Source organism: Olsenella sp. An188, assembly GCF_002160255.1.
Lineage (GTDB): Bacteria > Actinomycetota > Coriobacteriia > Coriobacteriales > Atopobiaceae > Thermophilibacter > Thermophilibacter avistercoris.
Window position 1 is genome coordinate 95,306 of record NZ_NFKF01000006.1, and the last position, 12,695, is coordinate 108,000.

At 67.1% G+C, this 12,695-nt stretch carries 12 protein-coding genes and 2 tRNA genes; 13 read left to right on the forward strand and 1 reads right to left on the reverse strand.

From position 1 onward, the window contains the following. Window positions 1–46: 46 nt before the first annotated feature. The 3 genes from B5F23_RS07540 (at window position 47) to typA (ending at window position 3,918) form a co-directional block, all read left to right on the forward strand. Window positions 47–466: a hypothetical protein gene (locus B5F23_RS07540; protein WP_087353312.1), complete on the forward strand. Its 420-nt coding sequence runs from the start codon at window positions 47–49 to the stop codon at window positions 464–466. Between the two features lie 19 nt (window positions 467–485). Then, window positions 486–1,916, forward strand: coding sequence for a PTS ascorbate transporter subunit IIC (locus B5F23_RS07545; RefSeq protein ID WP_087353314.1), 1,431 nt, complete (start codon window positions 486–488; stop codon window positions 1,914–1,916). 163 nt (window positions 1,917–2,079) lie between these two features. Then, entirely contained in the window at window positions 2,080–3,918 is a 1,839-nt protein-coding gene (typA, locus tag B5F23_RS07550; protein ID WP_087353316.1) for a translational GTPase TypA, read from the forward strand. An 84-nt stretch (window positions 3,919–4,002) separates the two neighbouring features. On the opposite strand, the gene B5F23_RS07555 is transcribed toward typA, so the two are convergent. Beyond that, complete coding sequence (locus B5F23_RS07555; protein ID WP_087353318.1) at window positions 4,003–4,743, reverse strand: trimeric intracellular cation channel family protein; 741 nt, start codon at window positions 4,741–4,743, stop codon at window positions 4,003–4,005. Between the two features lie 151 nt (window positions 4,744–4,894). On the opposite strand from B5F23_RS07555, the gene B5F23_RS07560 reads away from it, so the two are divergent. The 10 genes from B5F23_RS07560 to B5F23_RS07605 all read left to right on the forward strand — a co-directional run bounded on the left by B5F23_RS07560 (window position 4,895) and on the right by B5F23_RS07605 (window position 12,682). Further along, window positions 4,895–4,985: transfer RNA gene (locus tag B5F23_RS07560), tRNA-Ser, on the forward strand. A gap of 40 nt (window positions 4,986–5,025) precedes the next feature. After that, window positions 5,026–5,115, forward strand: a tRNA-Ser gene (locus B5F23_RS07565). Between the two features lie 117 nt (window positions 5,116–5,232). Next, entirely contained in the window at window positions 5,233–6,375 is a 1,143-nt protein-coding gene (locus B5F23_RS07570) for a DUF4013 domain-containing protein (protein ID WP_087353320.1), read from the forward strand. Between the two features lie 285 nt (window positions 6,376–6,660). Then, entirely contained in the window at window positions 6,661–6,948 is a 288-nt protein-coding gene (gene rpsF, locus B5F23_RS07575) for a 30S ribosomal protein S6 (protein WP_087353322.1), read from the forward strand. A 48-nt stretch (window positions 6,949–6,996) separates the two neighbouring features. Continuing rightward, on the forward strand, window positions 6,997–7,497 hold the full coding sequence (locus B5F23_RS07580) for a single-stranded DNA-binding protein (RefSeq protein WP_087353324.1): 501 nt from the start codon (window positions 6,997–6,999) through the stop codon (window positions 7,495–7,497). A gap of 45 nt (window positions 7,498–7,542) precedes the next feature. Beyond that, window positions 7,543–7,815: a 30S ribosomal protein S18 gene (gene rpsR, locus B5F23_RS07585; protein ID WP_075577340.1), complete on the forward strand. Its 273-nt coding sequence runs from the start codon at window positions 7,543–7,545 to the stop codon at window positions 7,813–7,815. Window positions 7,816–7,839: 24 nt separating this feature from the next. Beyond that, complete coding sequence (locus B5F23_RS07590; protein ID WP_087353326.1) at window positions 7,840–8,928, forward strand: DUF2232 domain-containing protein; 1,089 nt, start codon at window positions 7,840–7,842, stop codon at window positions 8,926–8,928. Window positions 8,929–8,943: 15 nt separating this feature from the next. Then, window positions 8,944–9,471: a 50S ribosomal protein L9 gene (rplI, locus tag B5F23_RS07595; RefSeq protein ID WP_087353328.1), complete on the forward strand. Its 528-nt coding sequence runs from the start codon at window positions 8,944–8,946 to the stop codon at window positions 9,469–9,471. 478 nt (window positions 9,472–9,949) lie between these two features. Continuing rightward, window positions 9,950–11,302, forward strand: coding sequence for a replicative DNA helicase (gene dnaB / locus B5F23_RS07600; RefSeq protein ID WP_241145835.1), 1,353 nt, complete (start codon window positions 9,950–9,952; stop codon window positions 11,300–11,302). 99 nt (window positions 11,303–11,401) lie between these two features. Continuing rightward, window positions 11,402–12,682, forward strand: coding sequence for an adenylosuccinate synthase (locus B5F23_RS07605; protein ID WP_087353332.1), 1,281 nt, complete (start codon window positions 11,402–11,404; stop codon window positions 12,680–12,682). The last annotated feature ends 13 nt before the right edge of the window (window positions 12,683–12,695 follow it).

Here is a 12,695-nt window from a genome sequence, read left to right on the forward strand (position 1 = left end):
GCATGAGGGCGCGCCGCCCGGCGCGGACGGAAGACGAAGGAGCCACATGGCCGAGAAGGACCTGCGCGAGGGGGTCTCCCCCGAGACCGACGAGCTCGCGAGCACGCTGATGGGAGACGCGCTCGACCTCATGGCCGCGGGCGAGGAGTTTGGGGTTCTTCTCGCCGTGCAGTGCGCCGACGGGGACGTGCGGAGCTACGAGTTCGAGGACGACGGCCCCGAGGCCTGCCTCGAGGGAGCCCGCGCCCAGGTGGCCTCCGTCGAGGGCGCCGTGCGCTACGCGATAGCCTACGAGGGCGCCGTCGCCGCCGAGGGCGGCGCCTACGCCGACGCCCTGCTGCTCGAGTTTGGCGAGCGGGGCTACCGGGGCTACTCGGCCTTCTCGTTCGTGGACGGCAAGGGCTCCGGCGAAGGTTTCACGTGGACCGACCCCGCCCCGGCCGGCGAGACCGACCCCCTGATCTGAGAGCGCGCTAGGAGGAGCCATGGCTGTGCTCGACTTCGTGGTCAACGTCCTCTCCACCCCCTCCATCCTGGTGGGACTGCTCGCGCTCGTGGGGCTCGCGCTCCAGAAGAAGCCCGTCGAGGACGTGGTGCGCGGCACGGTCAGGACGATCGTGGGGTTCCTCGTGCTCACGGCGGGGTCGAGCTACCTGCAGTCCGGCTCGCTCAACGCCTTTGGCGAGCTCTTCAACTACGCCTTTGACATGCAGGGCGTCCTGCAGAACTCCGACGCCGTGGTCTCGCTCGCGCTCACGCAGTTCGGCAGCAGCACCGCGATCATCATGTGCCTGGGCATGCTCGCCAACATCGTGGCCGCGCGCTTCTCGCACCTGCACTACATCTTCCTCACGAGCCAGCACACCCTCTACATGGCGGCCATGCTTGCCGTGGTGCTGAGCGTTGGCGGGCTCGACGGCTGGGCGCTCTACCTCGCCGGCGGCTGCCTGCTCGGCCTCGTCATGGTGGTCTCCCCCGCGCTGCTGCAGCCCACGATGAGAAAGATCACCGGCGGCGACGGCATGGCGATGGGACACTTCGGCGGGTTCGGATACTGGGTCTCCGCCCAGGTGGGCAAGCTCTTCCGCGGCGGGCGGTCCACGGAGGACGTGCGCTTCCCGCGGCGCCTCGTCTTCCTGCGCGACACGACCGTCTCGGTCACGCTCACGATGGTGGTGCTCTTTGTCGTGGTGACGGGCGCGGCGGTGGGCCGCGGCGTGCTCTCGGAGGACCCGGCGCGCTTCTCGGCCCTGTCCGGCCTGCTCAACGTTGGCACGGAGACGACCACCAACTGGGTCGTGTGGGCGCTCACGAGTGCGGCGGCCTTTGCGGGCGGCGTCTACATCATCCTCGCCGGCGTCTCGCTCATCATCGGCGAGATCCAGGAGGCCTTCAAGGGCATCGCCGAGCGCCTCGTGCCCGGTGCAGTGCCCTGCCTGGACTGCCCCGTCTGCTTCACGTACGCCCCCAACGCCGTGGTGATCGGCTTTCTGATGTCGTTTCTCGGCGGCGTGGTGGGGCTCGGCGCGCTCGTGCTGATCAACGCCAACGTCGCCCCCGTCGCGCTCATCCTGCCCGGAGTCGTCCCCCACTTCTTCTGCGGCGCCACGGCTGGCGTCTTTGGAAACACGTGGGGAGGCGTGCGCGGCTGCGTGGCCGGTGCCTTCGTCCACGGCCTGCTCATCACGTTCCTCGCGGCCGCGTGCATGCCCGTGATGGGCGCGCTCGGCTTTGCCGGCACCACCTACGGGGACGCGGACTTCACGATCGTGGGCATCCTGTTCGGCAACCTCGCCCAGTACGTGGGAGGCCTGCCGCTCGTGGCCATCTGCGTGGGCCTCTACCTCGTTCCCGTGCTCTACGGCGTGGTCGCGGACAGCAGGTCGCGCGGCGAGAAGGACTCGCGTACCGCATAAGTGGCCCAAAACGCCGAAAAAGCGCCCAAGACGGGGGCGTGTGCGGTATTCGTCAGCTCATATAGAACCCGTGACCTGTGGTTCTTCTCGCCGCTTGTGCCGCCTGCGCGGTATAATCAACCGGTTACCGAATAGTGCGTCCACAAGAGACCGAGAGGGACACATGCGCCAGGAGAACATCAGGAACATCGCGATCATCGCCCACGTCGACCACGGCAAGACAACGCTCGTGGACCAGATGCTCAAGGCCACGGACGCCTTCCGCGAGAACCAGCAGGTCCAGGAGCGCGTGCTCGACTCCAACGACCAGGAGCGCGAGCGCGGCATCACGATCCTTGCCAAGAACATCTCCATCGAGTACCAGGGCGTGAAGATCAACGTCATCGACACCCCGGGCCACGCCGACTTTGGCGGCGAGGTGGAGCGCGTGCTGCGCATGGCCGACGGCGCGCTGCTCCTGGTGGACGCCGCCGAGGGCCCGATGCCGCAGACGCGCTTCGTCCTGCGTCACGCCATCGACGCGGGTCTGGCCATCATGATCGTGGTCAACAAGATCGACAAGCCGGCCGCCGACCCCGAGCGCGCCGTGAACACCTCGCTCGACCTCATGGCCGACCTCGGCGCCACGGACGAGCAGCTCGAGTTTGCCATGGAGCACGTGATCTACGCGAGCGCCGTGAACGGCTTCGCCCGCCTCGACCCCGATGACGACAACCAGGACATGTTCCCCATGCTCGACATGATCGTGAACGAGCTGCCCGCGCCCGAGGTGGACGTGGACGGCCCGCTCGCCATGCAGTGCGTGACCATCGACCACTCCGAGTACGTGGGGCGCATCGGCATCGGCCGCATCTACTCCGGCACCATCCACGACGGCGACAAGATCCTCGTGGTGAAGAACGACGGCAGCCGCGCCATGAGCCAGGTCAAGCAGCTCTTCACCTTCGACTACCTCGGCCGCCGGGAGTGCACCGAGGCCCAGGCCGGCGACATCGCCGCCGTGGTGGGCATCGACTCCACCGACATCGGCGACGTCTACACCGACCCGGAGAACCCCGTCGAGCTCGAGCCGATCGAGATCGACCCGCCCACGCTCTCGGTCATCTTCGAGCCGTCGACCTCCCCGCTCGTGGGCCGCGAGGGCGACATCGTGGGCGGCCGGCAGCTCAAGGAGCGCCTGATGCAGGAGCGCGAGAACAACGTGACCATGCGCATCGAGGAGCTCCCCGACAAGACCGGCATCGAGGTCGCCGGCCGCGGCATCCTGCACCTCTCCGTCCTCATGGAGACCATGCGCCGCGAGGGCTTCGAGTTCCAGGTGGGCCGCCCGCGCGTCCTGTTCAAGAAGGACGAGAACGGTACGATGACCGAGCCCGTGGAGCAGGCCGTCGTGGAGTGCCCCGGCGAGTACTCCGGCAAGGTCATCGAGGTCTTTGGCAACGCCGGCGGCACCATGACCACGATGGACGCGGGCACCACGCAGACCCACCTCGAGTTCAAGATCCCCACACGCGGCATCATGGGCCTCAAGAACCGCATCCTGAACGTCACCCACGGCGAGGCCGTGTTCTACCACACGTTCCTCGAGTACGGCCCCTACGCCGGCGAGATCGGCGTGCGCCAGAACGGCGCAATGATCTCCATGAGCACCGAGAAGGCCGTGGCCTACGCGCTCGGCACGCTCCAGGAGCGCGGCCAGCTCTTCGTGGGCCCCGGCGACGAGTGCTACGAGGGAATGCTCGTGGGCGAGCGCTCCAAGCCCGGCGACATGGTCGTCAACATCGCGCGCACCAAGAGCCTCGGCAACCAGCGCTCGAGCACGGCCGACATCGCGGTGCAGCTCACGCCGCCGCGCACCTTCACCCTCGAGGAGGCCCTCGAGTACATCATGGACGACGAGCTGGTCGAGGTCACGCCCAAGAGCGTCCGCATGCGCAAGCGCCTGCTGTCCGAGACCGAGCGTCGCAAGTGGGCCGTCCGCAACGGCAAGGTGAAGAAGTAGCGTGACAGTGAGGGCAGGGTAAACCGCCTCATCCTTGGCCGGCGAGAAGGGCTGTGGTCCTTCTCGCCGGCTTTTTTGGCGGTCCTACCGCGAGTGGCGCCGACCCGCGCGCCAGCGGGTGACGCGCACGCGGCGCGCGGCGCGCTTGACGGGGCCCACCACGCGCGGCGTGAGGTCCACGTCCGCCGGCGTCCGCACGTCGAAGTGAAGCGACCAGCGCCTGAGGGCGATGGTCAGGGCCACGCACAGCGCCCCTCCCCAGAGCTTGTTGACTGAGAAGAGGACCACGGCGACGTAGTAGGCTACCGATCCGCAGAGCGCGCAGAGCGCGTAGAGGTTGGACCTCTGGAAGATTCGCGGCACCTCGCCAAGGAAGACGTCGCGCAGCATGCCGCCGCCCACGCCGGTCATGATGCCCATGAGCACGCACGCGGGCGGGTAGAAGCCGTAGACGACGGCCTTGTCGGTTCCCACGAGCGCAAAGAGCGCCACGGCCATGATGTCGAGCCACTCGAGGAGGCTCCCGGCGCTCTCGAGCGGCCGCGGGAAGAGGAAGGCGAGGATGCCCGTGGCCACGCTCACGGGGATGGCGAACGGCGAGTCGAGCATGTAGACGCTGCCCACCTGCATCATGATGTCGCGGATGAGGCCGCCTCCCAGGCCGCAGAGAAGAGCCAGGCCCACAAAGCCCACCGCGTCGAGGTGACGCTGCTTTGCCACCACGACGCCGCCCGCCGAGCCCACGACGACGGAGGCGAGGTCGACCCACGTGGGGAGAGAGACGGCGGCAAGCTCTGGGCTGTATGCGGAGAAGATCTCGGGCACGCGGACTCCTTGCGCGTAGGGGATGCCGGCGGCAAACACGGTGCCCGTACATTGTTGCGCACGGCCGCGCCCGCCGGGGCGAGAAAAACCATCAGATTGATGCTCGCACCGCCGGCCCACTTACGCTATACTGACCGCTGCACGTTCACATGGAGAGTTGTCCGAGTGGCCGAAGGAGCACGATTGGAAATCGTGTAGGCGCCTAAAGCGTCTCCAGGGTTCAAATCCCTGACTCTCCGCCAGAACTTTCACGTGGCGCCTGCGGGCGCCACGTCACCCTTCGGAGGGGTGGCAGAGTGGTTGAATGCGGCGGTCTCGAAAACCGTTTACCCCTTCGGGGGTACGAGGGTTCGAATCCCTCCTCCTCCGCCATAGTGCGCACAAGCCGGCCCGCCTCGAGCGGGCCGGCTCTTTTTATGTCTCGGTAATCTCCGTTCCCGCGACTTAGGGTACGCTTACCCACAGAACACCCACTCCGAAGGGAGCATCATGATTGAAGAGTCTGAGCTCGAGGGCTTCAGGAGAGACCGCTACTTCGCCCGGTCCTGGGCCCTGCTCACGCGCGACCGCGGCTGGATCAAGCCCGTCCTCGTCATGACCGCCGCCGCGCTCGTGCCGTTCGTGGGGTGGCTCGGCGTCATTGGCTACGTCCAGGAATGGGCGCGCCTCACGGCGTGGGGGGTCAACGCCGCGCCCAAGCAGAAGGGCGTCCGCGTGGGCGAGTGCATCAAGAGCGGATGGCGCGCCTTCGTGGTCATTCTCGTGTGGTCCCTCGTTAACGCCGTCGTGGCGGCCGTGCTGAGCGCGGTGCCCCTCTTCGGCGGGCTCCTCGGCTTCGCCTGGACGATCTTCGGCATATTCGTCAATCTCATGGTCATGGTCGCCGTCCTGCGCGCCACCATCTACCAGAAGATCAAGGCGGGCCTTCGCGTGAAGACCGTCTGGGAGATGGCCTCGCATGACGTGGGCGGCCTCGCGCGCGTCCTCGGCATCCTCGCGGTGGGCGGCGCCATCCTGGCCGTCATCACCTTCGTGGTGCTCTTCTCGGTGCTGTTCAGCGCCATTCCCCAGCTCATCTACATGGTCGACTACGTCACCCGCTACGAGGCCATCCTCTCGAGCGGCATGCAGGCGGCCTTTGCGCTCAACATCATCTTCTCCTTCCTCTCCGCGATCGGCCCGGCCCTCGTGGTGCTCTACCTGATCTCTTGCTTCTTCGGGATCGTCCTCTCCATGCTCGGCTTCACGGCGATCGGGCTCTGGATGCGCCAGTTCGACGTGAACGCCTGGGGACGCGAGGAGGACCCGCTGCCGCCCTTCGTGGGGGACCCGCGCGACGCCTCTTCCTGGCAGCCCGAGCGTCCCGCCGCCACCGCTCCCTCCCCGGCCGCCGAGCCCGCGCCCGAGACGCAGGCCGAGGTCGTCGAGGTCGTGACGGTCGCCGCGGCGCCGGACGCCGCGCGGCCCGCCCCGGAGGTCGAGGTCACGCCGTCCGAGCCTGAGCCCGCGCCTGCGCCGGAGCCTACCGCCGTGGAGGACGCCGAGCCCGAGGGCCCGGTCGTCAGCCATGACGTCCCCGAGCCGGACGAGGGGCCGATCTCCGGCCATGACGACGAGGGCGAGAAGAACTAGCGCAGTCTTTGGCCCACATGTGAAGAACCGATGGAGTCCAGGGCGGCCAGGAGGGCGCGCATCCGCGCGTCCCCTGGCCGCTACCTCGTGCTTTGTACCTGCCCTGAAAGAGAGCCGGAAGGTTCGGGCAAGATTGGTGTCCGGTGCGCTGGGTACCATCGCCACAAGGGATTCGTGGAGGGTTTTAGCAGCTCACAGATTCTGTGGTATGATGCTTCGCCGAACCTTTCCTGCTCCGGGCGCACCTTCACTTCCCGGAGCCATTAGCCCAGAGGAGGTGACCACATGAAGGCCTATGAACTGCTGTACTTTGTCGACCCCACGTGCAACGAGGAGACTCGCGCTGCCGTGATGAAGCGCATCGAGGTTGCCCTTGGTGACGGCACGGTCGACAGCGTCGAGGACTGGGGCAAGCGCAAGCTCGCCTTTGAGATCGACGACCTCACCGAGGGTGACTACACCCTCATCAACTTCCACGCAGACCCCACCGTTATCGCCGAGCTCGACCGAGTTCTGCGCATCAACGACGCCGTGAAGCGCCACATGGTCGTGCGCCGCGCGGACAAGGAGTAGGCATGGAAGCGCGGGCCGCGAGGCCCGCAGGTGAGAGGGAGTGAGAACATGAGCATCAACAGGGTGAACATCTCGGGTAACCTCACGAGGGACCCCGAGCTGCGCATGACGGGCAGCGGCACGCAGATCCTTTCCTTCGGCGTGGCCGTGAACGACCGCAGGCGCAACCCGCAGACCAACGAGTGGGAGGACGTTCCCAACTTCGTCGACTGCGTCGTGTTCGGCGCCCGCGCCGAGCCGCTCTCCCGCTTCCTCTCCAAGGGCTCGAAGGTTGCCGTGGAGGGCAAGCTTCGTTACAGCTCGTGGGAGACGAAGGACGGCCAGCGCCGCAGCAAGCTGGAGGTCGTCGTAGACGAGGTCGAGTTCCTCTCCTCGAGGAACCAGCAGGGAGGCGGCGCGCCCGCCTACCAGCCGGGCCCGTCCTACGCCGCCCCCGCCGCCGGCGCGCCGATGCCCGTCGCCGCGGCGCCCGCGCCGCAGCAGGGCTACGCAGCGCCCGTCCAGGCCCCGCCGTCGGCAGACGTCTACGACGAGGACATCCCGTTCTAACCACCCCGGCGGCTCTGCGGCCGCCAACAGAAAGGCAAACAAGACATGGCTCAGCAGAAGCAGGATTTTCAGCGCCAGCCGCGTCGCAAGTACTGCCAGTTCTGCAAGGAGGGCACCGAGTACATCGACTACAAGGATGTGCAGCTCCTCCGCAAGTACATGACCGACCGCGGCAAGATCAAGCCGCGCCGCGTCACTGGCGCCTGCACGCAGCACCAGCACGACATCGCGCTCGCGATCAAGCGCGCCCGCGAGATGGCGCTTCTCCCGTACACCGTCCCCGTGGTCTCCAGCCGCGGCGGCCGTAACCGCGGCTAGGCGCCTTCCAGCAAGGAGCGCGCGATGAGCGACTGGCCCAACAACGGCTGCCCGCCCCCTCCGGGGACGGCGGGCGGCGCAGGAGCGCCCGGGAGCTCCTCGGGAGAGCGGGGCATCGTCCCGCTCGGCCCCGGCGGAGGGCGCCGCAAGGCGCTCACGCTCCCGTCGGGCCTGTTCTTCTGCGTGCTGGGCGGCGCCGTGGCGTCCTCGACGCTCTCGCTGCTCGGCCCGGTGTTCGTGGGCTACGGCCTGGTCTCCGCCTCGGAGGCCGCGGGCCTGCGCGGCAAGCTCCTGTGCCTGCCGGCGTCGCTCGTCCCGGCCGTCGCCCTCAGCCTCTCCGGAGGCGTGGCCGTCGTGGTCACGACCGTCATCTGCTGCCTCGCCGCGCTTCTCGTGGCCGAGCTCACGCTCAGGGGCAAGGTGACGCCGGGGGTTGGCTGCCTGGTCGTCGCCGCGCTCGCTCTCGTGCACCTCGGGGCCGACACGTTCGTCGCGGCCTCCCAGGGAACGAGCGTCTACGCGAGCGTCGAGGCGGTTCTCGACGCCTACGACGCCCAGCTCTCGGGCGCGGGCGTCACGGCGGTGGCGGTCATGCAGCAGGTTCGCTCGCTCATGTCGACGTTCTGGCCCATGGCCTACGTCGTGACCGCCCTCGGCGAGTTCCTCTTCGCCGGTATGGGCGTGAGCCTCGCGGCACCGAGGATGGCCGAGAGGACCGTCCGACCTCAGCGCGTCTCCGAGTTCGACCTGCCGCTGTGGGTCGTGGCCGTGCTCGTCGCGGCGGCCGCGGTCCTGGCGCTCGGGCTCTCCCTCACCGGAGCGGTGGCCGACGTCTCCGTCATGGTCTCTGCAAACGTGATCATGAGCCTGAGGTTCGCGTTCGCCATCCAGGGCCTGGCGGTTCTCGCCTGGTTCCTCGGGCGGCACCGCGTGGGGCCGGTGGCATCGGCCCTGCTCGGGGGAGCGGCGCTCTATCTGGAAGTACAGTTCGTCGTATTGACCATCGCGGGGCTCGTTGACGTGTGGGCCAACTTCCGTCACCTCGACAGGGGCGGAAGGCCAGGCGTCGAGACGCCCGCGAAGCAGGAAAACGGGTCGGCTCAGGCCGACTGACCGAAGGAGTGTCACATGAAGGTCATCCTTTTGGGTGAGCTCCGGGGCAAGGGCGGAGAGGGCGACATCGTCGAGGTCGCCCAGGGCTACGCGGAGAACTACCTGTTCCCCAACAAGATCGCCCAGCCCGCCACCCCGGGCAACATCAAGCAGCTCGAGGAGCGCCGTCACAACATCGAGAAGCGCGAGGCGGAGCGCATCGCCGCCGCCGAGGCCACCAAGGCCGCGCTTGACGGCAAGTCCGTGACCGTTGACGCCAAGATCGGCGAGGAGGGCCAGCTCTTCGGCTCCGTCACCCCCGCCCAGATCGCCGAGGCCATCAACGCTCAGCTCGGCGTCGAGGTCGACCGCAAGCGCGTCGGCCGCGGCAACAACATCAAGACCTCCGGCAAGCACGCCGTCGAGGTCAACCTCTACCGTGAGATCACCGCCGTGGTCAACGTCCTGGTGGGCGTGACCGAGGAGCAGGTCGCGGACGAGGCCGAGCCCGAGGCCGAGGTCGTGGAGACCGAGGCGGAGGCCGTCGTCGAGGACGCCGAGTAGGCTCGAGACTTTTCAACGCACTTCTCGCTGAGCTGGGGATTTCTACAATAACCGCAGGTCAGGAAAGTGTAACCTCAAACCCCGGGTGGCCTCGAGCCGCCCGGGGTTCACTTTTGTTAAGCGGTGCTGATTAGGCACTCTACCTGCGGTTTTACCAATAGTTACACCCTTTTATATAGAACCTTGAGATTGTCCTCCCCGGGGTCCCAGGGCGTGTCGAAAAAGTAGAAAAGTGTTGAAAACATGCCTAAACGACCGGGGAAAAATTTGTCGAAAACGTAGAAAGCGAGAGAAACCGCCGTTCAGGCGCAAGGTTCTTCTCGCCGGGAGTGTCGAAGACCGGGCCTGCGCAAAATGACCCCTTGACAGCCGGGGAAGTTGGTCGTTAGGGCCTCTCACGGGTAGAATGGACGCTCAGGAGAAGGGCGTGCGAGGGGGCAGCGTGGCACAGGGCGACTACAGCGTTAATCCGACGAGGATGACCATGGGCGAGGGGGCGGCCATGCCCCAGGACCCGGAGGCGGAGGCCTCGATCCTCTCGGCCATGATGGTCTCGGCGGACGCCCTGCAGGAGTGCCTGATCGACCTTGACCCGGACGACTTCTACCTCCCGTCCAACCGCACCGTCTTCGTGGCCATGCGGGAGATGTTCGACAAGAACCTCCCGATCGACACCATCTCGCTCGCCGACTACCTCAAGACCACCGGCGAGCTTGAGCGCGTGGGCGGCCGCAGCTTCCTGCTGGGCCTGGGCAACAACTCGCTCGCGCTGGTGGGCTGGCGCCGCCACGTGGAGATGCTGCACCGCGACACCACGCTGCGCAAGATGATCAACGCCGCCGCGCAGATAACGGCGCTCGCCTTCGATGCGCCCGAGGACACCAAGGAGGTCGTGGACAGCGCCGAGCGCCTGCTGCTCGACGTCACCAACCGCGACGTCAAGGCCGGCGAGCAGTCGCTCGAGGAGATCATGGCCGACCTCTACGAGGACCTCGGCCAGAACGCGGCTAACCCCGGCGGCCAGCTCGGCGTGTCCACCGGCTTCAAGCGCATCGACGAGTGCCTGCTCGGTCTGCGCCCGGGCCAGATGATCGTCATCGGTGCGCGCCCCGGCGTGGGCAAGACGTCGTTCGCCCTCAACCTGGCGACCAACGCGGCCTTTGCCGGCGCCTCCGTGGCGCTCTTCTCGCTCGAGATGTCAAAGGTGGAGATCGCCCAGAGGCTGCTCGCTGCCGAGGCGCGCGTGGGCCTGCGCGAGATCCGCTCCGCCCACATCCGCGACGACCAGTGGCCGCAGATCCTCGAGGCCACCAACAGCCTCTCGCAGCTCGACATCATGATCGACGACACTCCGGGAACCACCGTCACCGAGATCCGAGCCAAGGCCCGCCGCATCCTGCACGGCAAGAAGCTCGGCATCGTGATCATCGACTACCTCCAGCTCATCTCCCCGCCCGCGGGCGGCCGCCGCGCGGACAGCCGCGCGACCGAGGTCTCCGAGATGAGCCGCGGCATCAAGATCATGGCCAAGGACCTCGAGGTCCCGGTCGTGGCGCTCTCCCAGCTCAACCGTACCGTCGAGAACCGCACGGGCAAGCGCCCGCAGCTCTCCGACCTGCGCGAGTCGGGCTCCATCGAGCAGGACGCCGACATCGTCGCCCTTCTCGACCGCTCGATGAACGAGGACGAGGCCGCCCGCGAGGACCGTCCGGCCATGAACGAGACGACGTTCATCATCGCCAAGAACCGCTCCGGCGCGCTCGACGACATCCCGCTGACGTTCCTTCCGGGCTCGACGAAGTTCGTGGAGATCGACGGCTTCCACGACTAGGAGAGACGATTGGGATAGGGTAAACCGCCACACTCCCACCGCGCGCAACCGCCCTGCCGTATAATTGTCACGTATGTGAATCGCGACGAAAGGGCGCACATGTCCGCATCAGTGCTCGTGGGTACTCAGTGGGGCGACGAGGGCAAGGGCAAGGTCACCGACCTCATCTCAGGTGACTTCGACGTGGTCTGCCGCTACGCAGGCGGCGCCAACGCCGGCCACACGGTCATCGCCAACGGCAAGAAGCTGGCGCTGCACCAGGTTCCCTCCGGCGTCATGTACGAGGGCACCTACCCCGTGATCGGCAACGGCTGCATCGTGGACCCCGAGATCCTCCTCTCCGAGATCGACATGCTCGCCGAGCAGGGCATCTCCGCCGAGAACCTCAAGATCTCCGGCAACGCCCACATCGTCATGCCCTACCACAAGGACCTCGACGGCGCGCACGAGAAGAAGCTCGGCAAGAACCTCATCGGTACCACCAAGCGCGGCGTCGGCCCCTGCTACATGGACAAGATGAACCGCACGGGCCTGCGCATCCAAGACATGCTGGACGAGAAGATCTTCCGCCAGAAGCTCGAGAGCGCCCTGGCCTACACCAACCCCATCCTTGAGAAGGTCTACGAGCTGCCCACCTACACCGTTGAGCAGATCTGCGAGACCTACCTGCCGTACGCCGAGCGCATCCGCCCCTACATCGTGGAGAGCAGCCTGTTCCTCAACGAGCAGCTCGAGAGCGGAAAGAACATCCTCTTTGAGGGCGCGCAGGCCACGATGCTTGACATCGACCACGGCACCTACCCCTTCGTGACGAGCTCCAACTGCACCGCGGGCGGCGCCGTCACCGGCTCGGGCGTCGGCCCCACCAACATCGACCGCGTGCTCGGCGTGGCCAAGGCCTACCTCACGCGCGTCGGCTCCGGCCCGTTCCCCACGGAGCTCTTTGACGAGATCGGCGACAAGCTCGGCGAGGTGGGCCACGAGTACGGCGTGACCACCGGCCGCAAGCGCCGCTGCGGCTGGTACGACGCCGTGGTGGTCAACTACGCCGCCCGCGTCAACGGCCTCACCGACCTCGCCATCACCAAGCTCGACGTGCTCGGCTGCCTGGACGAGATCAAGGTCTGCGTGGCCTACGAGTGCGACGGCGTGGAGTACCACACCGTGCCCGAGCACCAGAGCGTCTTCTACCACGCCAAGCCGGTCTACGAGACCCTGCCCGGCTGGAAGTGCGACATCTCCGGCGTGCGCAACTTCTACCAGCTTCCGCGCGAGGCCAAGGACTACATCGACTTCCTCGAGCAGCTGGCCGGCGTGCGCGTCTCCATCATCACGGTGGGCCCGGACCGCGAGCAGACCATCGACCGCTACTGGCACTAGGCCGGCCGGATCG

Excerpts from the sequence above, each read along its gene's own strand:
- B5F23_RS07540 (WP_087353312.1), top strand. The coding sequence starts at position 47 with ATGGCCGAGAAGGACCTGCGCGAGGGGGTCTCCCCCGAGACCGACGAG.
- B5F23_RS07545 (WP_087353314.1), top strand. The coding sequence starts at position 486 with ATGGCTGTGCTCGACTTCGTGGTCAACGTCCTCTCCACCCCCTCCATC.
- typA (WP_087353316.1), top strand. The coding sequence starts at position 2,080 with ATGCGCCAGGAGAACATCAGGAACATCGCGATCATCGCCCACGTCGAC.
- B5F23_RS07570 (WP_087353320.1), top strand. The coding sequence starts at position 5,233 with ATGATTGAAGAGTCTGAGCTCGAGGGCTTCAGGAGAGACCGCTACTTC.
- rpsF (WP_087353322.1), top strand. The coding sequence starts at position 6,661 with ATGAAGGCCTATGAACTGCTGTACTTTGTCGACCCCACGTGCAACGAG.
- B5F23_RS07580 (WP_087353324.1), top strand. The coding sequence starts at position 6,997 with ATGAGCATCAACAGGGTGAACATCTCGGGTAACCTCACGAGGGACCCC.
- rpsR (WP_075577340.1), top strand. The coding sequence starts at position 7,543 with ATGGCTCAGCAGAAGCAGGATTTTCAGCGCCAGCCGCGTCGCAAGTAC.
- B5F23_RS07590 (WP_087353326.1), top strand. The coding sequence starts at position 7,840 with ATGAGCGACTGGCCCAACAACGGCTGCCCGCCCCCTCCGGGGACGGCG.
- rplI (WP_087353328.1), top strand. The coding sequence starts at position 8,944 with ATGAAGGTCATCCTTTTGGGTGAGCTCCGGGGCAAGGGCGGAGAGGGC.
- dnaB (WP_241145835.1), top strand. The coding sequence starts at position 9,950 with ATGACCATGGGCGAGGGGGCGGCCATGCCCCAGGACCCGGAGGCGGAG.
- B5F23_RS07605 (WP_087353332.1), top strand. The coding sequence starts at position 11,402 with ATGTCCGCATCAGTGCTCGTGGGTACTCAGTGGGGCGACGAGGGCAAG.